Origin of the sequence: Variovorax paradoxus, assembly GCF_009498455.1 — a bacterium.
Taxonomy (GTDB): Bacteria; Pseudomonadota; Gammaproteobacteria; order Burkholderiales; family Burkholderiaceae_C; genus Variovorax; species Variovorax paradoxus_H.
The window spans coordinates 625,159-648,122 of the sequence record NZ_CP045644.1 but is presented as its reverse complement, the minus strand read 5'-3'; the positions used below and the strand labels follow the sequence as shown (position 1 = coordinate 648,122).

18 protein-coding genes are annotated in these 22,964 nt (G+C 63.6%); 13 read left to right on the top strand and 5 right to left on the bottom strand.

Going from position 1 to position 22,964, the window contains the following annotated elements:
* Window positions 1-33: 33 nt before the first annotated feature.
* The 7 genes from GFK26_RS02900 (at window position 34) to GFK26_RS02870 (ending at window position 10,878) form a co-directional block, all read left to right on the top strand.
* The gene (locus GFK26_RS02900; RefSeq protein ID WP_153280763.1) at window positions 34-993 is read left to right on the top strand and encodes an NAD-dependent epimerase/dehydratase family protein; all 960 of its coding nucleotides are present in this window, start codon (window positions 34-36) and stop codon (window positions 991-993) included.
* Window positions 990-2,903, top strand: coding sequence for an HAD-IIIA family hydrolase (locus tag GFK26_RS02895; RefSeq protein WP_153280762.1), 1,914 nt, complete (start codon window positions 990-992; stop codon window positions 2,901-2,903). Before GFK26_RS02900 ends, GFK26_RS02895 begins: the two co-directional genes overlap by 4 nt.
* A complete protein-coding gene (locus GFK26_RS02890) occupies window positions 2,900-3,889 on the top strand; it encodes a GHMP kinase (protein ID WP_153280761.1) in 990 nt (329 codons plus the stop codon). Before GFK26_RS02895 ends, GFK26_RS02890 begins: the two co-directional genes overlap by 4 nt.
* A gap of 142 nt (window positions 3,890-4,031) precedes the next feature.
* Window positions 4,032-5,852, top strand: coding sequence for a glycosyltransferase family 2 protein (locus GFK26_RS02885; RefSeq protein WP_416222537.1), 1,821 nt, complete (start codon window positions 4,032-4,034; stop codon window positions 5,850-5,852).
* Complete coding sequence (locus GFK26_RS02880) at window positions 5,849-7,855, top strand: rhamnan synthesis F family protein (protein ID WP_153280759.1); 2,007 nt, start codon at window positions 5,849-5,851, stop codon at window positions 7,853-7,855. The genes GFK26_RS02885 and GFK26_RS02880 overlap by 4 nt, the downstream gene beginning before the upstream one ends.
* 516 nt (window positions 7,856-8,371) lie before the next feature.
* Window positions 8,372-9,703 (top strand): hypothetical protein, encoded by a 1,332-nt coding sequence (locus GFK26_RS02875; protein WP_153280758.1) that lies wholly within the window; start codon window positions 8,372-8,374, stop codon window positions 9,701-9,703.
* Complete coding sequence (locus tag GFK26_RS02870) at window positions 9,703-10,878, top strand: glycosyltransferase (protein WP_153280757.1); 1,176 nt, start codon at window positions 9,703-9,705, stop codon at window positions 10,876-10,878. The genes GFK26_RS02875 and GFK26_RS02870 overlap by 1 nt, the downstream gene beginning before the upstream one ends.
* A 48-nt stretch (window positions 10,879-10,926) precedes the next feature.
* Here GFK26_RS02870 and GFK26_RS02865 read toward each other — a convergent pair whose 3' ends face one another.
* Window positions 10,927-11,628 (bottom strand): ABC transporter ATP-binding protein, encoded by a 702-nt coding sequence (locus tag GFK26_RS02865; protein ID WP_153280756.1) that lies wholly within the window; start codon window positions 11,626-11,628, stop codon window positions 10,927-10,929.
* Window positions 11,629-11,634: 6 nt separating this feature from the next.
* Window positions 11,635-12,438 (bottom strand): ABC transporter permease, encoded by an 804-nt coding sequence (locus GFK26_RS02860; protein WP_153280755.1) that lies wholly within the window; start codon window positions 12,436-12,438, stop codon window positions 11,635-11,637.
* A 562-nt stretch (window positions 12,439-13,000) separates the two neighbouring features.
* On the opposite strand from GFK26_RS02860, the gene GFK26_RS02855 reads away from it, so the two are divergent.
* Both GFK26_RS02855 and GFK26_RS02850 read left to right on the top strand, forming a co-directional pair.
* Window positions 13,001-14,635, top strand: coding sequence for a glycosyltransferase (locus GFK26_RS02855; protein ID WP_228122044.1), 1,635 nt, complete (start codon window positions 13,001-13,003; stop codon window positions 14,633-14,635).
* Between the two features lie 4 nt (window positions 14,636-14,639).
* The gene (locus tag GFK26_RS02850) at window positions 14,640-15,623 is read left to right on the top strand and encodes a glycosyltransferase family 2 protein (RefSeq protein WP_153280754.1); all 984 of its coding nucleotides are present in this window, start codon (window positions 14,640-14,642) and stop codon (window positions 15,621-15,623) included.
* On the opposite strand, the gene GFK26_RS02845 is transcribed toward GFK26_RS02850, so the two are convergent.
* Complete coding sequence (locus GFK26_RS02845; protein WP_153280753.1) at window positions 15,620-16,369, bottom strand: glycosyltransferase family 2 protein; 750 nt, start codon at window positions 16,367-16,369, stop codon at window positions 15,620-15,622. The genes GFK26_RS02850 and GFK26_RS02845 overlap by 4 nt on opposite strands.
* Window positions 16,370-16,414: 45 nt before the next feature.
* Here GFK26_RS02845 and GFK26_RS02840 point away from each other — a divergent pair, with 45 nt between their 5' ends.
* The 4 genes from GFK26_RS02840 to GFK26_RS02825 all read left to right on the top strand — a co-directional run bounded on the left by GFK26_RS02840 (window position 16,415) and on the right by GFK26_RS02825 (window position 20,309).
* A complete protein-coding gene (locus GFK26_RS02840; RefSeq protein WP_153280752.1) occupies window positions 16,415-17,506 on the top strand; it encodes a glycosyltransferase family 4 protein in 1,092 nt (363 codons plus the stop codon).
* Window positions 17,507-17,573: 67 nt separating this feature from the next.
* Window positions 17,574-18,467, top strand: a complete 894-nt coding sequence (gene argB, locus GFK26_RS02835; RefSeq protein WP_062471140.1) for an acetylglutamate kinase — start codon at window positions 17,574-17,576, stop codon at window positions 18,465-18,467.
* A gap of 97 nt (window positions 18,468-18,564) precedes the next feature.
* A complete protein-coding gene (gene slmA, locus GFK26_RS02830; RefSeq protein ID WP_153280751.1) occupies window positions 18,565-19,215 on the top strand; it encodes a nucleoid occlusion factor SlmA in 651 nt (216 codons plus the stop codon).
* 206 nt (window positions 19,216-19,421) lie between these two features.
* Window positions 19,422-20,309, top strand: a complete 888-nt coding sequence (locus GFK26_RS02825; protein ID WP_153280750.1) for a DMT family transporter — start codon at window positions 19,422-19,424, stop codon at window positions 20,307-20,309.
* Here the strand turns inward: GFK26_RS02825 and GFK26_RS02820 are convergent.
* The gene (locus GFK26_RS02820; protein WP_153280749.1) at window positions 20,306-21,364 is read right to left on the bottom strand and encodes a malate/lactate/ureidoglycolate dehydrogenase; all 1,059 of its coding nucleotides are present in this window, start codon (window positions 21,362-21,364) and stop codon (window positions 20,306-20,308) included. The genes GFK26_RS02825 and GFK26_RS02820 overlap by 4 nt on opposite strands.
* A 72-nt stretch (window positions 21,365-21,436) precedes the next feature.
* A complete protein-coding gene (locus GFK26_RS02815) occupies window positions 21,437-22,963 on the bottom strand; it encodes a UxaA family hydrolase (RefSeq protein ID WP_153280748.1) in 1,527 nt (508 codons plus the stop codon).
* Window position 22,964: the final 1 nt, after the last annotated feature.

The following is a 22,964-nucleotide window of genomic DNA, read 5'->3' as shown; positions in this document are numbered from 1 at the left end:
TGTCACCCAAAGCTTTCCTATTGTGAGATCCCCATGAAATTGCACCTGATCACTGGTGGCGCTGGTTTTGTCGCTGTCAACCTGACGCGCCGTCTGCTTGGAGAAGGTGACGCCGTTCTGGCCCTGGATGACTTGTCACGCGGACGGCGTGAGCTGGTGGCGGAATTCGACAGCCATCCTCATTTCAGTTTTCGGCAGGTGGACTGCTCCGACCTGGACGCCATGTCGGCGGCGATCCAGGAGGCCGGCTCACCCGTGGCCCATGTCTGGCATCTGGCCGCCAATTCGGACATCCCGGCAGGGGTGGCCGATCCGCGCATTGACCGCGATCGCACGTTCCTGACCACGTTTGCCGTGCTCGAAGCGATGCGCCGGCATGACATTCCGGAACTGCACTTCGCATCGAGCTCGGCCATCTACGGCGATCTCGGCGAACGTGAAATTCATGAAGACATCGGCCCGCTGCAACCCATCTCCAACTACGGGGCCATGAAGCTGGCGTCGGAAGCGCAGATCCGGGCGGCCGTTGAATCTTTCCTACCGCGCGCAGACATCTTCCGATTTCCGAACGTCATCGGCGTGCCGGCGACGCACGGCGTGATCTTCGATTTCATCCGCAAGCTGAAGGCCACCCCCGACCAACTGCAGGTGCTCGGGGACGGCACGCAGCAGAAGGCCTATCTGCACGTCGACGACCTGATCGAGGCCATGCTGCACGTGAGCCGGCTCGAGGGGCGCTACAAGGTGTTCAACATCGGGCCGAAGGACGACGGCGTCACGGTGCGCATGATTGCGCAGACGGTGCGCGACCGGGTGTCTCCGAAGGCCGACATCGTCTTTGGCGAGGGCAACCGCGGCTGGGTGGGCGATGTGCCGCGCTTCCGCTATTCGACCCAGCGCCTGGCTGCCAGTGGCTGGAGCCCTCAGCTGGATTCCACGCAAGCCATGGTGCGCGCGGTCGACGAAATCGCACGCGAGGAGCTGGCGGAGTGACACAGGCGGTCATTCTTGCGGGCGGCAAGGGCACCCGGCTGGCAGAGCGCCTGAACGGGCGGCCCAAGCCGCTCGTGGATGTCAACGGCACGCCATTGCTGGAGCTTCAGGTCCGCACGCTTGCGCATCACGGAATCGATGACGTCGTCGTTCTGGTCAACCACGCGGCAGACCAGATCCAGGCCTTTTTCGAGCAGCGCCAGTTTCCGAGCCGGGTGCGCCTTTTCGACGATGGCGAGCCGCGCGGGACGGCGGGAGCCTTGTTGGCATGCCTGGACGACTTGGATGATCGATTCATCGTCATCTATGGCGACACGCTGTTCGACATCGATATCGGGCACATGCTGGCCGCGCACGAGGCTTCGGATGCGGATGCCACCCTGCTGCTGCATCCGAATGATCATCCGGCGGATTCGGACCTCGTCGAGATCGATGCCTCCGGCCGGGTGCAGGCGTTTCACGGCTATCCGCACCCGGACGGCGCCGAATTGCGCAATCTCGTCAATGCGGCCTTCTACATCGTCGAAAAGAAGGCGCTCCTGGCGTGGCGTGACTTTCCTGTGCCCTGCGACTTCGCCAAGGATCTCTTTCCGGCCATGGTGCGCGCCGGCGCGCACATCGCGGGCTATGTCAGCTTCGAGTACATCAAGGACCTGGGCACGCCCAAGCGGCTCGACAAGGTGGAAAAGCACCTGCGTTCAGGCGTTGTCCAACGGGCCAGCCGGCAGTGCTTGCAAAAGGCTGTGTTCCTGGACCGGGACGGAACCCTCAATGTGCTTCGCGACTACGTGCGCCGGCCCGCAGATTTCGAACTTCTCCCGCATGCCGCCGAAGCGGTGCGTGCGTTCAACAACGCGGAGTATCGCGTGGTCGTGGTGACGAACCAGCCGGTGCTTGCGCGTGGAGAGGCCAGCTTCGACGACTTGCAACGCATCCACAACCGGCTGGAAAGCCGGCTGGGCGATGCCGGAGCCTATGTTGATGCGATCTTCTTCTGCCCGCACCACCCCGATGCTGGTTTTGCCGGCGAAGTGCCGACGCTGAAAATCGCGTGCAATTGCCGCAAGCCTCAGCCCGGCATGATGCACGAGGCCATGACGGCGATGAACGTCCAGGCCGCCGACTCCTGGATGGTCGGTGACAGCACCGCCGACATGCTGGCCGCGCGGCGAGCCGGGCTGCGTTCGGTTCTGGTGGAAACCGGAGAAGCCGGGCGCGATGGCAAGTTCACCGCGGCGCCGGACTTTCGTTTCGCACACATCGGCGCTGCAGCACATTTCATCGTTCACACGTATCCACTGCTGGTTGCCGCCATCAACGAATGGACGCTCAAAATCCAACCGGGCGATCTGGTGCTGGTTGGCGGTTTGGCGCGCAGTGGGAAGTCGACCATGGCCAGCGTGCTGAAGTCCGAACTCGTCGCTCGCCATCTGGGTGCTCACGTGCTGTCGCTCGATCGCTGGTTACGGCCCGCCACCGAACGAGGCGCCGGCGTGATGGGGCGCTATGCGTTGGAAGAAGCGCAAGAAGATCTCAAAGACTGGCTCGACGGTGGCGCGGTCGACGCTGACTTGCCGTCCTACGACCGGATGCGTCGCGATCGGGGCTTGCCCGAGCGCACGGTGCTGGCGCAAGACGCGGTTCTGATTCTGGAGGGTGTCCCCGCGCTGCTCGCCGATTGGCGGAGCGAGCGGCGGATCTGGCGCCTCCACATCGAAGCGGATGAAGCATCGCGGCGCATTCGCGTCGAGGCCGACCTCATCGCACGTGGCCTGGCCGATGCACAAGGGGCGGCGCAAGCCTACGAGCAGCGACAGCAAGACGAAACGCCGCCAGTGGCCGCGGCGCGGACTGCTGCTGACGGCGTGCTTGACTTCGATTCCATTTTTTCCATTGATGACACCCCATGATCATTAGCCGGACACCGTTGCGGATGAGTTTTGTTGGCGGCGGAAGTGATCTGCCGAGCTACTACCGACAGCACGGCGGAGCGGTGCTTTCGACCGCCGTGGACAAATATGTCTATGTGAGCGTCAACAAGAAGTTCGACGGCGGAATCCGGATCGCGTATTCCAAGACCGAAGAAGTCGACCACATCGAGAAGATCGAACACCGCTTGGTTCGCGCGACGCTTCAAATGCTGGAAATCCCGGGAGGGATTGAAGTCACGAGCACGGCCGATATTCCATCGCGCGGCACCGGGCTGGGCTCGTCCAGCGCCTTCACCGTCGGTTTGATCAATGTCCTCTCGGCTTATCTGGGGCGGCATGTCTCGGCGGAACAACTGGGGCAATTGAGCTGCGAAATTGAAATAGATCGTTGCGGTGAACCAATCGGAAAACAGGATCAGTACGCGTCGGCGTACGGTGGGTTGAGCCTCATCGAATTCAAGCCGGATGACAGCGTCCTAGTGACGCCGCTGGTGTTGCAGCGAAAGATTCGAGAAGCCGTTGAAAGCAATATTCTTGTTTTTTACACGGGCATTACGCGCAGCGCTTCGGGCATCCTGAAAGAGCAGTCATCGAATGTGGCTGACAGTGCGGGAAAGCAAAAAATGCTGAACCGCATGGTGGAGTTGGTTTACGAACTGCGCGACGAGTTGCAGAGCGGCCATCTGGATTCGATGGGTGAAATTCTCGATGAAAACTGGCGACTGAAAAAGCAACTGGCCTCGGGTATTACCAGTGATGCAATTGACGACTGGTACGCAAAGGCTAAAGCCAATGGTGCGCTCGGTGGCAAGTTGCTAGGCGCTGGCGCAGGCGGATTCTTGATGTTCTACGCACCGTCTGAACGCCATGACGCGATCGAGAGGGCGCTTGGCTTGCGCCGGATACATTTCGGGTTCGAGCCTTTGGGAAGCCGAATCATTTTCTACAACCCGACTGATCTGTAGTTTTAACGAGCACCTGCTCTGCGCCTGCATTCATTTTGCGCAAACTATCGCCTTGAATTAAAAAATAAAACCGCTCATGTATCCAGTACGCGTATCAGTCGTTATTCCAACACGAAATTCAGAAAAATACCTCAAGGAGGCATTGGACAGCATCCTGGGGCAGACCTTCACGGATTTCGAGGTGCTGATTGTTGATGACAACTCGACAGATGGCACGTTGGACCTAATACGTGGTTATGAGGACTCCCGCATCACGGTGTTGAAAGGGCCAGGCAAAGGCCTCGCTGCTGCGTTGAACTTCGCTTACCGTGAAGCTCGAGGCGAATTCATTGCGCGGATGGATGCGGATGACATTGCGGAAGCGACGAGACTCGGCAAGCAGGTGGCGTTTCTCGATGAGCACCTCGACGTAGGGGTTTGCGGCACGAAGTTTCAGCAGTTCATGGACGGTGATGCGATTCACCATCACATGGAAAACGTTCGTTACGCCGACATGCTCATGGGCTGCTACATCGGTCATCCTACGGCCATGCTGCGACGCCAACTGTTCGCCGAAAACGATCTTTTCTATGACGAATCGATGCGTTTCAGTGAGGATTACGATTTGTGGACGCGTGCCATTCGCGTCACGAAACTGGGAAATGTCCAGGAGGTCCTGCTTCGCTATCGCCGACACGTTGAAAGTGTATCGATTGCCCATGTGGACGCGATGCACATGCTGGATGTCGGTGTCAAGGTCCGGATGATCGGTTACCTCGTGGGTGACCTGTCGCCAGCCGATGTGACGCAGGTCACGGCGATGTTGAGAGGCGAGTCCATCGACGAAGCCGCTCGGCTCGCGATGTTGGCGAAATTGATGGCTTCCATCAAGCACACCGATCTTTGCTCACCGCTCGAGCTGGCCTCCGTGTTCCACCAGATCAAGCCACTGGCCCAGGATGATTTCATTCGCCTGTGCGGAGACGTCATTCGCGAGATCCCGATCTTCGTCATCTCGTTCAACCATCTGACTTATCTGCAGGCAAGCATTGCCTACTTTGAAAAGGCGGGATTCAAGAACATCCATGTCATCGACAACGCGTCATCCTATCCGCCGCTTGTCGAATATCTGCGCACCTCTCCGCATAAGGTGCACTACATGGGGGTCAATTACAAACATACGGTGTTATTCGATTCCTTAAAATTCAAGGAGATTGTCGATTCGAAATATTTCGTGTTGACAGACCCGGATGTCCTGCCCGTCGAAGAATGTCCATTGGATTTTCTGTATGTCTTCCTCGATGTCTTGCTGAGCCATCCAGTCAAGAACAAGATCGGATTTTCTCTCAAGCTGGATGATCTGCCTGATCACTATGAACTGAAGGAAAATGTCCTCAAATGGGAAGGCCGGTTCTACGAAAAATTGAAGAACCACGGCTCACTGGCGATTTACGATGCGCCAGTGGATACGACATTTGCGCTGTATCGCCCGCGGAAAGAATGGCGCACGTCCGATTTTTTCTCGGCGTTTCGCATGGGCTATCCCTATGAGGCAAGGCATTTGCCGTGGTACCGGGATCTTGCGAAGCTGACGGACGAAGAGATTTTTTATCGCAGCCTGGATCAAGGAAGCAGCAATTGGAACGGCACGATGAGTGCCGAACAGCTTCACAAAAAATACGGTACAGGCGTGGCTCCGGATGCAAATGCCGAGCAGGCGGCGGCGTTGGAGAAAGCCGCGCTGCAGGGCACCTTCAGCGATACCTTTAGACGTCGCCGCGTGGGCGAGTTGCGTGGATATTTTCTCAATGGGCGCTGGCCATTGCTTAATTTGTTGACTGTTCCTGGCGAGAGCATCTGTACCACGCTGTACGTCTTCGGAAAATTGCCGTTGATGAGTAAAACCACGGATGCTCAGCACCACGTATATCGCGCACTCGGCGTGCTTCCAATCTGGAAGAAGGAAAAAGAGGATATTGAATGAAGCGTTTATGCCTTTTTGCCGGATACAGTCCCGAGAATCGGGTTGATGACTATGTGGTCCACTATCTGCGTGAGCTTTCCAAGTTTGCTGATGTCTACTATCAGGCGGCAAATGAACTCAACGAAGAGGAGCTCCGAAAACTAGATGCAGTCACCCGCGGACGATGGGCGGAAGTGCATGAAAAGTACGATTTCGGATCATGGCAGAAACTGATTTTTCGACTGGGCTGGCAGGAAGTCGATAAATATGATGCCGTCATTCTGGCGAATGACAGCAATTACGGCCCGGTGCGGGAGTTGACGGAAATCTTCGAGCGCATGGATGCAGCTGGCTTGGATGCCTGGGGCATCACTGAAAATTATGGCAAGACCCGTCACCTGCAGAGCTATTTCCTGACGCTGAATCAGCCTGTTGTCGGAAGCGCAGTTTTTCGTGATTTCTTTGAATCCATTGCGGTCGAAGAATCAAAGCAGGCAATATGTGAAAAATACGAAATCGGACTCAGCAGGCGGCTGGCCGAGAACGGATTTTCCTTTGCGCCCTTCGTCGACAGGTCCGTTCTTGAAATTCCATTCGGCGCAGATATTTCGACCTATCAGAACACGCTTCTTCAAAAGGGCTCACCATTCCTGAAGCGCAAGGTATTTTCATCGAGCAATTTTGCGAATGAAGACCTCGCGCTGACGCGGACGCTGCTGGAAGAACTGAAGTACCCACTCGACTGGATTGCCTCGCCTGCGGCACTGGAAGAGCCGGTGGTCGAAGGCGGCCCGGAAGCCGCGCAAAGGGAGTCGGAAGCGCTTGCGAAGGACGCAGCGGAGTTTCAGGCGCAAGAGGAGGCCCTGCCTGCGGCGGCGCTGTCCGTTCGCGCGGTGATCAAGCGGATGCTGTGGCCGCTCTACCGACCTTTTAAATTGAGGGTGGTCGACAAGCTGGTTGGCATCGAGCACAAGCTGACCGGCATCGAGCATCGCGTCGGTCATCTGACGGAAAAGACCGGCAAGATGGACAGTGTTGTCGGCGATCTGCGAGGCTCGGTCGGCGGCTTGGTCAATGGCTTGCCCAGTTTCCTTGTCGATGTCCGTGCGCAAGTGTCAGGCTTGGCTCGAGGGTCGCGGGACGCCGCTGCTCAAATTGCTGCGCTCCAGGTTCAGGTGACAGCGCTCTCTCAGAACTCGACGAACGCGGTCACCCGTGTGAGTGATGTGCAGACCTCCGTCGCGGAGCTGCATGGGCATTTGGATTGGGTGCAACGAGATATCCTGATTGCGCTGATGTCGAACATCGATCTCAAGAGCTTGCAGGGCTTCAAGTGCGTCACAGACTATCCCGTGGCCTATGACAGCCCGGATCACATTCATCCGGTGGGAACCGTTCTCGATCACACGCGGCATCCGCGCTTTATCCGCGCGTGCGAGGACTTCTTTGCTGCTTCTGGCAAGCCGTTGTCTTTCCTGGACCTCGGCTGCTCGGCGGGCGGGATGGTGCTCGATGCAGTCCTGCGGGGTCATGTGGGTGTGGGCCTCGAGGGAAGCGACATCTCCAGGCTGCAGCAACGTGCCGAATGGCGACTCCTGCGCGATTCCCTTTTCACGTGCGATGTGACTCGCCCCTTTGCGCTGGGCCGCGGCGAGATCGAAACTTTCAAGTTCGACGTGATCTCAGCCTGGGAAGTGCTGGAGCATCTGACGGCCGATGGGGTCGAAGGCCTGTTTTCCAACCTTGCGCGACATACCCGGCCGGGAAGCATCTTCGCCTGCTCGATCTCCCAGGTGGATGGTGGCTTCACGGAAGATGGCACCCCCTTGCATCAAACGTTGGAGCCGCTTCCTTGGTGGCAGGAGCGGGCAGCGAAACACGGCTTTGACGTGCTGGATTCCGACGCGTTCCTGCCGCTGGACTTCGCTCGGGGCAATGGCAATTCCAGCGTTTACTACCGTCCGGCGCACAGTTACCAAGAGAAGGAAGGCGATTGCTTCCTCGTCGTTTTTCAGCGCCGATGAGGCCTGCGTGGCGTCAAGGCTTCGGCCACGAAGTGCAGCGGCCCCATGAGTCGCTTGCATGGGTAACGCGCTGCTTCTGACGGCGCGCCGCCAAGCTGAGTTGTGGGTCCATGGCCGTTCCCCTACGGGTTGCGGCTGGCATGCCTCGCCGCATGTGGCTCGGCGGACCTCCTGAATCGTCACGAATTCCCGATGCACGTCGCTCACTGCGCTGTGTGCGGTTGTCCAATGGGCATCTATGTCCCGATCAACATCCACGGCGCCGTTCTTGCTCGGTGATGCAACTTCCGTGGGCATTCTCATGATCAAGGAAACTGCAATAATTTGCTGAAGATCACTGCTCAACATGAGGCCTCTTGATTTTTTAGTGGCTCTTGTATTGCTCATTCTCAGGGTTGATTTGGGTTGAGGTATTGCCGGGCTTTCGAGATTCATTTCAGTTTGATTTGCAACTCACGATTTTCATTTCTCAATGGTTCTCGCGTTGAGATTTGATGGATAAAACAGGAAACAAAAATGAGTGTGCGAGGTCGACGCTTCATAGAGTTCTGGCAGGAGAACGGAACCCGGGCCGCTGCGAGATTGATTCGCGAGAAGCTGGGGGACGCGATCGCAGGACGCGCCGTATTCAGCAAGGAGGATGACGAGTCCAATGCCGAATCGGTGCCGCAGCTTCGGGCCCGCCGGTTCATTTCCCAGCAGGCGCTGGACGTCTACACGATTCCCCGGCCCTCGGTGCCGCGCATCAGCCTGGTGACGGACAGCATCGGCTCCGAGAGCCTGTTTGGCGGCGTGGGGACTGCCTTGCTGTTTTCTGCGCAGTTGGCGAACCAGATGAACGCGACGCTGCGGGTCGTCACGCGAACCGAGGTCCCGTCACCAGCCAACGCGTGGCAGATCCTGAATGCATACGGGATTCAGCTTCAGCAGGAGATCCAGTTCGCTTTCGCACCGCTCAAGCGCGACGAGATCGATACGCCGCCCGTTGCCGAGGCTGTTCCCGGCTTGGACATCCATCCCGAAGAGATTTTCGTCACGACCTCCTGGTGGACCACGGCTGCCACGCTGCCCAGCGTTCCGGCGGCGTCGATCATCTATCTTCTCCAGGAAGATGAGCGCATGTTCTACCCGTTCGGGGAGGACCGCGTGCATTGCGAGCGGGTCTTGCGCAACCAGGACATCCGGTTCGTCGTGAACACGCGATTGCTCTACGACCATCTGATGGCCACGGGCCTGACGCACCTCGGGCGCAACGGGTTCTGGTTCGAGCCGGCATTTCCGAAGTCGCTGTTCCATCCGCGCCCTCGTGAGGCAAACGGCAAGAAGCGGTTCTTCTTCTACGCAAGGCCGAACAATCCACGCAATCTTTTCCAGATCGGGCTCGGCATCATCGATCACGCAGTGAACGAGGGCATTCTCGACCTCGAACAGTGGGAGATTTTTCTCGTCGGCAAGGACATTCCCCACGTGAAGTTCGGCGCGGGCTACACGCCGCACCGCTGCGAGGGCCTCGGATGGGAGGCCTATGCCGATCTCGCGGGCACCATCGACCTGGGACTCAGCTTGATGTACACGCCGCATCCCAGCTATCCACCTTTTGACCTGGCCGCGAGTGGTGCGGTGGTCGTGACGAACAGATTTACCAACAAGCAGGACCTGTCGGGCTATTCACCCAACATCATTTGCGCCGAGCTGGAGACGCGGGCTTTGCTGGACGCGCTTCGCTCGGGCGTGGCGATCGCCAACGACAGGGAAACTCGCCATCGCAACTTTGCGACGAACGGGTTGGGAACGGACTGGACGTTGGCGTTCGCAGATGTCCTTCGGGCGCTCACGGCAGGGCGCTGATGTTTTCCCTCGACGTTCCTGCGGTTCCTTATGCCGACCCATGGCTCTTGCCGGTCTCGGCGCGTCTGGCGATGCTGCACCAGCGCCGCGGTGCAAAGCGCGTTGCCTACTTTTACGAAGAGCCGAACAACAGCACCTTCCGCTACCGTGCGTACAACATGGCGCAGGTGCTCAACGAGTCCGGCGTCGAGAACGTCTCGGCCAGCTACTTCTTCCTGTCGGACAGCGAACGATTCGACGAAATCGCCGATGCGGCCGACGTGCTGGTGATCTGCCGTTCTCGCTACTGCCATCGCATCAACGGGCTCATCACCAGGTTCCGCTCGCGCCGCAAGCAGGTGCTGTTCGATGTCGATGACCTCGTCTTCGATACCGACTATGCCCACCTCGTGATGGCCACCTTGGGCCTCGACCTGACGCAAGCGGGGGTCTGGGACGACTGGTTCGCGATGATCGCGCGCATGGGCCAGACGCTGAGACTCTGCGACGGCGCCATCACCACGAACGACTTTCTTGCCCAGAAGCTTGCAGACTACGCGGGCCTTCCGGTCGCCGTCGTGCCGAACTTCATGAACAGGGAGCAGCTGGCGCTGGCGGAAAAGGTCTATGCGGCCAAGGAGCGCATGCGCTTCACCGGCGATGGCAAGGTCTGCCTCGGCTACTTCAGCGGCTCACCTTCGCATCGCCTCGACTATGCGATCGTGGAGCCGGCACTGATCGAGGTGATGGCCGAGCGCCCGGACGTGGAGGTCATGGTCGTCGGCTATATCGACCACGGCCCTGCGATGAAGAAGTTCGCCCATCGCATCAGCCGACAGCCGTTTCACGACTACGTGAACCTGCAACGGCTGCTTGGAACGGTCGAGTTCAACCTCATGCCGCTGCAGTCGAACGCCTTCACCGATTGCAAGTCCGAGTTGAAGTACTTCGAGGCCGCCAGTGTCGGGACGCTGAGCATTGCATCCCCGGGCTTCACCTACCGGCATGCGATCCGTGATGGCGAGAACGGTTACCTCGCCAAGGCCCATGAATGGACCGAAGTGATATTGAAGGCCGTGGACCGCAGCAGTGCGAACTACGGCACGATGGCCGCGTTGGCGCGGCAGGACGCACTGGCGAAGTTCGGTTGGCAACACCAGGCCGAGGCGATTCTGACGGCTTTGCAGATCGCCTAGAGGCCCAGGGGCGCACGGGGAGTTCCGCCCCCCGCCCCGGCGCGCTTTTCAGCGCTCCACGATTCGCCCGTGCTCCAGGTGAATGACCCGGTTGCACTCCTTGGCGATCAACTCCGGCGAATGCGAGGCGAGGATCAGGATGCCGGACTTGGCGACCACGTCCTTCATGCGCTGTTCGGCCTTCTCGGTGAAGGCGGCATCGCCGACCGACAGCCACTCGTCCATCAACAGGATGTCCGCCTCGACGCTGGTGGAAATGGAGAACGCGAGCCGCATCAGCATGCCGGTGGAATAGGTGCGCACGGGCATGTGCACGTATTCGCCCAGGCCGCTGAACTCGCAGATCTCGGGGGTCAGCTTGTCGAGCTGCTTCTTGCTCATGCCCATGACCAGGCCGCGCAGCATGATGTTCTCGATGCCCGTGGCATCGGCTTCGATGCCCAGCGAAGGGTCGATCAGGCTGGAGACCGAGCCTTGGCGGGTGAATTCACCTGACGAAGGCTCATAGACCCCGGCCAGGGTGCGCAGGAGCGTGGACTTGCCCGCGCCGTTGTGGCCGACCAGCCCCAGCCGGTCGCCGCTCTTCAATTCGAGGTTGATGTTGCTGAGCGCCTGAACGACGGTGACGCCGGTCTCCTGGCCGAATCGACCGCCGGTGACCGAGGCCGCGATGGTCTTCTTCAGCGAGTTGGCACCTGCCCCGTAGATGGGGAAGTTGACGGAGACATCTTTGAGTGAAATGAAAGCCATGTTTCTTCAGAGCCAATAGACGACGCGACGGCGGTACCTTGCGAACAGCAGGCACGAAACGGCGACGCAGCCCGCCGTCCATCCGAGGATGCCCCACCAGCTGTGGGCTTGGGCCACCTCGCCCATCAGCGGCGTGCGCAGGAGGTCGAGCATCTGTGCAAACGGGTTCCAGAGGATGTACTGGGCGCGGCCCGGCAGGCTCGAGGGCAGCCAGAAGACCGGCGTCAGGAACATCAGCATCTGCATCACGCTGGTGACGATCTGGGTGACGTCGCGGAATCGGGTGCAGATAAGACCCAGCGCGAGGCCCAGCGCGTGGGCGTTGATCAGCAGGAGGATGAATGCCGGCACGATGAGCAGCGCAGACCACGACAGCGAAATGCCCGCCCAGAGCGCCACCGGGACGTACAACACGATCTGATGCGCGAACTGGATGATGTTGCGCCCCATGCTGCGCCACACGAAGAGGCTGATCGGGAAATAGCTCTGCTTGAGGTAGTTGCCCGAGCTGACGAACGCGTTGCATGAGTCGGTGACCATGCTGGAGAAGAAGCCCCAGAAGATGATGCCGAGCGCCAGGTGGGGGAAGAACTTGGACAGCTCGGTGCCGAACAGCGAGCTGTACAGCGGCCCCATGCCCCCGATCATGGCGCCCATGCTCAGCGTGAGCCACAGCGGGCCCAGCATGGAGCGCCTGTAACGCAGGACGATGTCGGACCAGGCGAGGGTCCACCAGATGTCCGTGCGGCGTGTGCCCTCCCACCAATCAGACCAGGCGCTGCGGTGGAGGTTGGAGTGAACTTGGCTCATGTGCGTCTGTACGAGTCTGCGGGGGATGGACGGTGGTGTCTTCGCCCGAAGAGCTCCGGGCTGTGTCGTGGCGGGCAAGGGTCGCCACGTCAGCGATGCCGGAGGGCGGCCTCATTTTCTATCCTTTGTGTGAACCGCGCGATTTTACCGGGCGAGGTGAACGGCCTGTGTCGACGGCTGGCGGCCTGTACAGCCCCGGGCGGAAAGGCGAAGCGAAGATAATCGCCTGCCGACGGACATCGAGCCCTCGCTTCTCCTTCGAGCCGCCTGTACGGCGCGTATTCCACGAAAAAGTTCCCTCCTTGCCGTTTCAGCCGGCAGGTCGTCTATGAAATCTGTATCTCGGCTCTTCGACTTCTTCCTGACCGTGCTCTGGAGAACCCCCGGTGTCGGGGGGCGGCTTCAACGGGCGTGGCGGATGTTCCGCAAGGCGGGCTGGCGCGGCATTCAGTGGGAACTCGGGAGGCGTGTCACGGGGTTCAACGACTATGCGCGCTGGGTCCGCGACCACGACACCCTCACGCCCGCCGCCACGGACAGGTTGGCGCAGCGCGTGGCCGCCATGGCCGATCGGCCGTTGATTTCGGTGCTCATGCCCTCGTACAACCCCAATCCGGTCTGGCTGCGCGAGGCCATCGAGTCGGTGCGCGGACAGATCTATCCGAACTGGGAGCTGTGCATCGCGGACGACGCGTCGCCATCGGCGGAGGTCCGGTCGATCCTGCAGTCCTATGCCGACAGCGACCCTCGCATCAAGGTGGTGCTCCGGCCGAAGAACGGCCACATCTCCGCCGCATCGAACAGTGCGCTCGAGCTGGTCGCCGGCGCATGGATCGCGCTCATGGACCATGACGACCTGCTGCCGGCGGATGCGCTGTTCTGGGTGGCCGACTGCATTGCCAGCCATCCCGATGTCCGGTTGATCTATTCCGACGAGGACAAGGTCGACGAAGCCCTGAGTCGTTCCGGCCCGTATTTCAAGTGCGACTGGAATGCCGATCTCTTCCGCTCGCAGAACATGTTCAGCCACCTCGGCGTGCTGTCGGCCGACCTGGTGCGTGCCGTTGGCGGCTTCCGGTTGGGCCTGGAAGGTTCGCAGGACTGGGACCTCGTGCTTCGCTGCATGGAGCGTGTCGAGCCAAGGCAGGTGCGCCACATCCCGCGGGTGCTCTACCACTGGCGCGTGCATGCCGAAAGCACCGCGAAGTCGATGGACGCCAAGCCCTATGCCGTGGTGGCCGGCGAGCGCGCGCTCAACGAGCATTTCGAACGGACGCAGACGCGCGCGACCGCAGAACACATCGGGTTCGGCTACCGGGTGCACTACGCGTTGCCCGACACGCCGCCGTTGGTGTCGCTGGTCATTTCGACGCGCAATGCCGCGGTGTCGCTGCGCCGGTGCGTGGACGCGATCGTCGCAAAGACCGTCTACCCGCACTACGAAATCATCGTGGCCGACAACGCCTCGGACGATGCCGCGGCGCTGGCCTGCCTGGAATCTGTGGCCGGGCGCCCGAACGTGCGCGTGCTGCGTCATCCGCAGAAGCAGGGCGCCGCCGCGCTGCGCAACGCGGCGGTCGAGGCTGCGACGGGCGACGTGATCGCATTGCTCGACGACAGCCTCGAGGTCCTCACGCCAGAATGGCTGTCTGAAATGGTGAGCCTGGCGCTGCAACCCGGTGTCGGCGCGGTGGGCGCAAGGCTGATGGACCGGCGCCGGATCCTGACGCACGCCGGCATCATCCTGGGCCTCGGACCCGATGGCGTGGCCGGCTGCTCGCACCGCGGCATGCCCGCAGGGCGCGAAGGCTATGGCGGCCGTGCCGCGCTGATCCAATCGCTGTCGGCCGTGACATCGGCCTGTCTTGTGATCCGCAAAGACCGCTATCTTCAGGTCGGGGGCCTCGACGGGACCCATCTGAAGGAGGTGTTTGCGGATGTGGACCTCTGCCTGAGACTGGGCGAAGCCGGATTGCGCACGCTCTGGACCCCCTACGCGGAGCTGCTCGACCACCAGCCTGCGGCGCGCGCCAGAAAGAGCACCGAGCCGGCAAGCGGGCCGTTCCAGGACGATGTGACCTACATGAAGCGCCGATGGGGCGCATGGCTGCAGAACGACCCCGCCTACAGCCCCAACCTCATGCTGGAACGCGAAGATTTCAGCTACGCCTGGCCGCCGCGCGTGGCACCGGCCTGACGCGATGGCGCCCGGTGTTTCCGTCGCGCTGTGTACCTACAACGGCGCCCGCTATCTTCCCGACCAGGTCCGCAGCATCTGCACGCAGGTGCCGTTGCCGCTGGAGATCGTGCTGTCCGACGACAACTCCAGCGACGACACGCTGGCGGTCGTGCGCGACACCCTCGCCGCATGCGGGGTGGCGGACCGCGTGGCGCTGCGGGTGTTCAGCAACAAGCCGGCTCTGGGCGTCACGCGCAATTTCGAACAGGCCGTGGGCGCCTGCCAGCATGACCTCATCGTGCTGTGCGACCAGGACGATGTCTGGCATCCCGGCCGGCTCGCGCGCATGGTGGCGCAGTTCGAAGCGCGCCCCGACCTGCTGCTGTTGCACACCGACGCCCGCCTGGTCGACGACCAGTTGGCCTCGCTGGGTTCGACCCTCTTTCATGCCCTGGAGGTGCAGCCCGGAGAGTTGGCGGCCATTGCGCAGGGCGAGGCCTTCGACGTGTTCTTGCGGCGCAACCTGGTGACCGGTGCGACCACCATGTTCCGCAGGACCCTGCTCGACGCGGCCCTGCCATTCGCGCCGGAATGGGTGCACGACGAGTGGCTGGGGGCCGTTGCCGCCGCCGTCGGGCGCGTGGACGCCCTGCCGGAGCCCACCATCGACTACCGGCAGCACGCCAGCAACCAGATCGGTGCGCGGCGTCTCACGCTGTCCGACAAGATGGCCAAGGCCTTTGCCGAGCGCGGCGACAAGCACGTGGGGCGCCTGCGCCGGGCAGAGGCGCTGCTGCAGCGACTGCAGCAGCTCGGTGACCGGGTGCCTGCGAGGTACGTGGCATCGCAGCGCGCCAAGGTGGCGCACCAGCGCTTCAGGGCGCAGCTGCCGGCGGCGCGGTTCCTGCGGCTGGTGCCGATCCTCATCGAGGCCGCCCGAGGGCGCTACGCGCGTTTTGGGCGGGGCGGCCACGCCGTCGCGCAGGATCTTTTCGAGCGCGGTTAGTCCTGCAGCCGCCGGTAGCGCCAAAAGGCCCCCGACAGCCACACTTTGAGCAGGCTGGTCACGTGCCAGTACAGGTACTTCTTGCTGCGGTGGCTGGCGCGCTGGGCGTCGTGGCGCGCGTGCAGGTCTTCGGTCACCTGGAGCTTCCAGCCGGCCAGCCGGGTGCGCGCGCAGATGTCGAAGTCTTCCCCGTACATGAAGAAGCGCTCGTCGAAGCCGCCGATCTGGTGGTAGGCCTCGCTGCGGAACAGCATGAACAGGCCGGGAATCCAGGCCGGCACGGCCGGCGGCTGGTAGCCGGGCTTCTTGCGGCCCAGGATCTCGAAGGGGGTCAGCAGGGCGCGGTGCGGCTCGGGCACGGGCCGGCCCGACTCCAGGATGCGCGGCGTCATGAGGCCGGCGTCGGGCGCGGCCTGGGCGAGCATCGGGGCCAGCACGTCGGCGTCGAAGCGGATGTCGGGGTTGAGCACCAGGAACCAGGGCGTGTCGCAGCGCGCGAAGGCCTGGTTGTGGTTGGCGCCGAAGCCCAGGGGCGTGGGGTTCTCGATCCGTTCGATGGCGAAGCCCCAGTGTCGTCCTGCACTCAGGTCGGCCTCGGGAATGTTCAGCGTGAGCACGACCTTGGCAATCGAGCCTCGGCTGTGGCGGTCGAGCTGCTCGAGCAGCGGCAGCACCAGCGCGAGCTGGCCGTGACTCACGATCGACAGGGTGACCGGGGCTTGGGGTGAAGAAGGGGGCGTGGGCATGGTCTAATTTCGCTCGGGAATTCTAGGGTTCCCCCAACCCCACTCATGATTGCCCTGATCATTCTCAGTTTCTTCGTCTCCGCCATCGCGGTGCAGCTGTTCATGCGCCGCGCGCGCAGACACGCGCGCCGCTACGGCGCTGACATGCCCCAGCGTTTCCACAAGGGCCACGTGCCGCGTCTGGGCGGGGCCGGCATCATGCTCGGCATGAGCGCGGCCTGGCTGGGCGCAGGGCTCATCGAGCCGCTGAACATTGCCTGGCCGCTCAAGTCCTCGGTCCTCACGCTGGTGTGCATCCTGCCCGCCGTGCTCGGCGGCATCGTCGAAGACGTGACCCAGCAGGTCAAGGTGCGCTACCGGCTGGGCCTGACCATCGGCTCGGCGTTGCTGGTGTGCTGGGTGCAGGGCCTGGGCGTGGCGCGCACGGGCTTCGAGACGCTCGACGGCTGGCTCGCGATGCTGCCCTATGCCTCGTTGGTCTTCGCGGCCCTGGCCATCGGCGGCCTGCCGCATGCCTTCAACATCATCGACGGCTACAACGGGCTGGCCGGCACCGTGGCCGTGCTCGTGTGCCTGGCCATCTCGCACGTCGCGCTGCAGCTGGGCGACCGGCAACTGGCCGCGATGGTGATCTGCCTGGTCGGCGCCACCTTCGGTTTCCTGGTCTGGAACTACCCGCGCGGCAAGATCTTCGCCGGCGACGGCGGCGCCTACGTCTGGGGCATGGTGATCGCCGTGGCCTGCGTGACGCTGGTGCAGCGCCACCGCGTGGTGTCGCCGTGGTTCCCGATGCTGCTCCTGATCTACCCGGTGTGGGAGACGCTGTTCTCCATCTACCGCAAGCTGGCGCGCGGCCAGTCGCCGGGCACGGCCGACGCGCTGCACTTTCACCAGCTGATCTTCCGGCGCATCGTGCGCGTGGCCTTCGCGGACGACGAGGCGCGCCAGCTGCTGGCGCGCAACAACCGCACCTCGCCCTACCTGTGGATGTTTGCCGCGCTGTCGGTGGTGCCCGCGGTGCTGTTCTGGAACAACACCTTCGTGCTGATGCTGTTCTGCCTTCTGTTCGTCACGACCTATGTCGGGGCGTACCTGATGATCGTGCGCTTCAAGGTCCCGCGCTGGCTGCGGCCCTGACCGCCGGCGCCCCCTTGTTGTTGCGAGAATCCTTTCTTTCGTCCACCGCTTCGGAGCCTGACTGTCCATGACCGATCCCGTCCTCAACATCCCTCCGCGCGACAAGGCCGAGATCCTGGCCCAGGCGCTGCCGTACATCCGCAAGTTCCACGGCAAGACCATCGTCATCAAGTACGGCGGCAACGCCATGACCGACCCGGCGCTGCAGGCCGACTTCGCGGAAGACGTCGTGTTGCTCAAGCTGGTCGGCATGAACCCGGTGGTGGTGCACGGCGGCGGCCCGCAGATCGAGGCTGCGCTGAACAAGCTCGGCAAGAAGGGCAGCTTCGTGCAGGGCATGCGCGTGACCGACGCCGAGACCATGGAAGTCGTCGAATGGGTGCTGGCCGGCGAGGTGCAGCAGGACATCGTGGGCCTGATCAACCAGGCCGGCGGCAAGGCCGTGGGCCTCACGGGGCGCGACGGCGGCCTCATTCGGGCGCAGAAGCTCAAGCTGGCCGACCGCACCGACCCCAACGTGCACCACGACGTGGGCCAGGTCGGCGACATCGTTTCCATCGACCCCAGCGTGGTCAAGGCGCTGCAGGACGACGCCTTCATTCCCGTCGTCAGCCCGATCGGCTTCGGCGAAGAGAACGAGAGCTACAACATCAACGCCGACGTCGTCGCCGGCAAGCTCGCCACGGTGCTCAAGGCCGAGAAGCTCATGCTGCTCACCAACACGCCCGGCGTGCTCGACAAGAACGGCAACCTGCTCACCAACCTGAGCGCGCGCGAAATCGACGACCTCTTCGCCGACGGCACCATCTCGGGCGGCATGCTGCCCAAGATCGAAGGCGCGCTCGACGCGGCCAAGAGCGGTGTGAATGCGGTGCACATCATCGACGGCCGCGTGCCCCACGCGATGCTGCTCGAGATCCTGACCGACCAGGCCTACGGCACGATGATCCGGGCGCGTTGAGCGCCGTGACGCGCCCTCGCGCGCCTTCGGCGACCCGAAGGCGCGCGCTCACTGCGCTGTGCGAGAATCAATTGATTACATCTTTGCACGCGCTCCCATGCAGAACGAAGAGACAGCTGCCCCCGGCGTAGAGACCCCGGCCGAAACGCCCGCCGCCGTACCGACGCGCAAGCGCCCCAAGCCGGGCGAGCGGCGCGTGCAGATCCTGCAGGCGCTGGCCGCCATGCTGGAGCAGCCCGGTGCCGAGCGGGTCACCACCGCCGCGCTCGCCGCGCGGCTCGAGGTGAGCGAGGCGGCCCTGTACCGCCACTTCGCGAGCAAGGCCCAGATGTTCGAGGGCCTCATCGATTTCATCGAGCAGAGCGTCTTCACGCTGGTTAACCAGATCCTCGAGCGCGAAGGCGCCACCGGCGGCCAGCAGGCCGCCCGCATCCTCACGCTGCTCGTGCAGTTCGCCGAGCGCAATCCCGGCATGACGCGCGTCATGGTCGGCGACGCGCTGGTCTACGAGAACGAGCGCCTGCAGCAGCGCATGAACCAGTTCTTCGACAAGATCGAAGCCACGCTGCGCCAGGTGCTGCGCGGCGCGGCCGCCGCCGACGGCTCGGCCACGCCCAGCGTCGATGCCCAGGTGCGCGCCGCGGCGCTCACGGCCTTCGTGGTCGGGCAGCTGCAGCGCTTTGCGCGCTCGGGTTTCCGCCGCGCGCCTTCCGAACACCTGGACGCCACGATCGCCCTGATCGTTTGATGGATCGGCCGGCTCCCCGCCGGTCCGCCACCGCATGCCGAACTCGACGCAGCCTCTTGCGGCGCGTACGATGAATTCTTGCCTTGCCGCCACGCGGTGCCGCGGTGACAAGCCCGTTTCGCATGACCTCTGATCGGAGGTTCGCATGAGCGCTTGTCCTTCCCGCAGCCCGCGCAGCCGCGGCCGTCGACCGCCTGGGGCGCGCCATGTCTGACGCCGCCGCTGCCCGCCCGGCCCTTCTTCTGCACGTCGTCGCGCTCACCGCGATCGCCATGGTCGCGTTCGCGGCCAACTCGCTGCTGTGCCGACTCGCGCTGCAACACGGCGGCATCGACCCGGCCAGCTTCGGCAGCATCCGGCTCGCGTCCGGCGCGATCACGCTGGCGCTCGTCGTGCGCTTCCGGGCGCAGCCGTCCGCGCTAGGACGCACCAGCTGGCTCCCCGCCGTCATGCTGTTCGCGTACGTCGCGTTCTTCTCCTTCGCCTACCTGAGCCTGTCCGCGGGCACGGGCGCGCTGATCCTCTTCGGCGCGGTGCAGCTCACGATGCTGGGCGCGGGCCTGGGTGGCGGCGAGCGCTTCGGGGTGCTGGCTTGGTTCGGCTTTGTCCTTGCGGCGGCCGGACTCGTCTACCTCGTGTCGCCGGGTGTTGCCGCGCCGCCGCTGCTGGGCGCCGTGCTGATGGCGGTGGCGGGCGTGGCGTGGGGCGTGTATTCGCTGCGCGGCCGGGGCGTGGCCGACCCGCTGGCCGCAACCGCGCGCAACTTTTTGCGCGCGGTGCCGATGGCGTTTGCACTGAGCCTGGTGTTCGCCACGCGCGCGCATGCCGATGCGCGCGCCATCGCGCTGGCCGTGGCCTCCGGCGCGCTGACGTCGGGGCTCGGCTACGTCGTCTGGTACGCGGCGCTGGGCCGCCTGTCGGCGTTGCGTGCGGCCACGGTGCAGCTGTCGGTGCCGCTGCTGGCGGCGTTCGGCGGCGTGCTGTTCCTGTCGGAGGCGATCACGCCGCGGCTGGCGCTTGCATCGGTGGCGATCCTCGGCGGCATCGCACTCGTGCTGAGCCAGAAGTCGCGCAACGCCGCGCGGCGAGCTTAGGCGACGGCCACGCCCACCTTCGCACCGGCGGCGACGATCTCGCCCCAGGTCGCGTCATCGATCCACACCCCGTCGCGCCGGCGTGCCGCGCGCGCCTGGCGCTCGGGCTCGCCCGCGATCTGCACGGCCTCAAAGCCCTGGCCCGGCGGGCTTTGCCGCAGCCAGTCGATGAACTCGCGCGCCTCGTCATCGAAAGCCTTCTGCGTGCCGAGCTTCACGGGGTCGATCAGCACCGTCAGCATGCCGTTGAGCACCGTGCGTGCCGTGTCCGCAGGCCGGTGCCAGGTGCCGCCGCCCGTGAGCGCACCACCCAGCAGCTCGCAGGCGACGGCCATGCCGTAGCCCTTGTGCTCGCCGAAGGTCATGAGCGCGCCGAACAGGCCGTTGCCCTGCGGCACCACGACCACGCCCGGGTCGTTGGTGGGCGCGCCGTTTTTGTCGATGAGGTAGCCGTCGGGCACCTGCTCGCCCTTGTTGTGGGCCACGCGCATCTTGCCCTGCGCCACGCGGCTGGTGGCGTAGTCGAGCACGAAGGGCTCGGCGCCCGCGAGCGGAATGCCGATGCAGCACGGGTTGGTGCCGAAGCGCCCGTCGCCGCCGCCCCAGGGCGCCACCACGGGCCGCGAGAGCACGTTGACGAAGTGCATCGCCACCAGCCCCTGCGCCGTCGCCATCTCGGCGAAATGCCCGATGCGCCCCAGGTGGTGCGCGTTCGCGAGCGTGAAGATGCAGCTGCCGTGCTGCTTCGCGCGCGCAATGCCGAGTTCCATCGCCTGCACGCCGACGATCTGCCCGTAGCCGTGCTGGCCGTCCAGGCCCATCAGCGTGCCGATGTTGAGGTTGACCTTCACTGAGGCGTTGGGCTTCAGTCCACCCTCGGCCACGGCGTCGATGTAGCGCGGCAGCATGCCCACGCCGTGCGAGTCGTGGCCGCTCAGGTTGGCCAGCACGAGGTTGGCGGCCACTTGCTGTGCCTCGGCGGCGCTGCTGCCCGCCGCTTCGAGGATGCGGGCGACATTGGTTTGCAGGCCGTCGGCCGGCAGTGTTCTGGACATGGATCAGGCTCCTCGTGCGTTCAATGGGATGGCGTAGCCGAAGGGGCGGGGCGGGCATGGGCTGCGCGGGCCTCACATCACCGCGCCGACCTGCCACGGCACGAACTCGTTCTGCCCGTAGCCGTGCTGCTCGCTCTTCGACTGCGCGCCCGACGCGGTGGCCAGCACCAGCTCGAAGATGCGCTGGCCCATCTCCGCAATCGAGGCCGTGCCGTCCACGATCTCGCCGCAGTTGATGTCCATGTCTTCTTCCTGCCGCTGCCACAGCGCCGAGTTGGTCGCGAGCTTGAGCGAAGGCGAGGGCGCGCAACCATAGGCCGAACCGCGTCCGGTCGTGAAGCAGATCAGGTTCGCGCCGCCCGCCACCTGGCCCGTGGCGCTCACCGGGTCGTAGCCCGGCGTGTCCATGTAGACGAAGCCGTGCGCGGTGACGGGCTCGGCGTACTCGTACACCGCCTCGAGGTTGCTGGTGCCGCCCTTGGCGACCGCGCCCAGTGATTTTTCGAGGATGGTCGTGAGCCCGCCCGCCTTGTTGCCCGGCGAGGGGTTGTTGTTCATCTCGCCCTCGTTGATCTCGGTGTAGTGCTCCCACCACTTGATGCGGTCCACGAGCTTCTGGCCGACCTCGCGCTTCACCGCGCGGCGCGTGAGCAAGTGCTCGGCGCCGTACACCTCGGGCGTCTCGCTGAGGATGGCCGTGCCGCCATGGGCCACCAGCAGGTCGACCGCGGCGCCCAGCGCCGGGTTCGCGCTGATGCCCGAATAGCCGTCGGAGCCGCCGCACTGCAGCCCGATGGTGATGTGCGCGGCGCTGCACGGCTCGCGCTTCACTGCGTTGGCGCGCGGCAGCATCTCGTTGATGAGCGCCACGCCTTTCTCGACCGTCTTGCGCGTGCCGCCCGTGTCCTGGATGTTGAAGGTGCGAAAGTTCTCGCCTTCGGCCAGGTGTCCCGTTGCGAGCCACGCGTTGATCTGGTTGGCTTCGCAGCCGAGCCCGACCACGAGCACGCCCGCGAAGTTCGGGTGCGTGGCGTAGCCCGTGAGCGTGCGCTCCAGGATCTGCATGCCGATGCCCTGCGTGTCCATGCCGCAGCCCGTGCCGTGCGTCAGCGCGACGATGCCGTCGACGTTCGGGAACGCCGCGAGCGCCTGTGGATTGGTCTTGCGCGAGAAGTGATCGGCAATGGCGCGTGCGGCCGTGGCCGAGCAGTTCACGCTGGTCAGCACGCCGATGTAGTTGCGCGTGGCCACGCGGCCGTCGGCGCGTTTGATGCCCATGAACGTCGCTTCACGCTTGGCGGGCGCAGGCTTCACATCGGCACCGAAGGCGTAGTCGCGCTCGAAGTCGCCCTTGTCCGGGCCCATGTCCAGGTTCTGCGTGTGCACGTGCTCGCCGGCGGCGATGGGCTTGCTCGCGAAGCCGATGATCTGGTTGTAGCGGCGCACCGGTTCGCCTTGCGCAATGGCGCGCATGGCGACCTTGTGTCCCGGAGGAATCAGGCCGCGCACGGCCACGTTCTCGACGAGCGTGCCGCCGAGCAGTTGCGAGCGCGCGATGACGACGTCGTCGGCGGGATGGAGTCGGATGTAGGGGGTCATG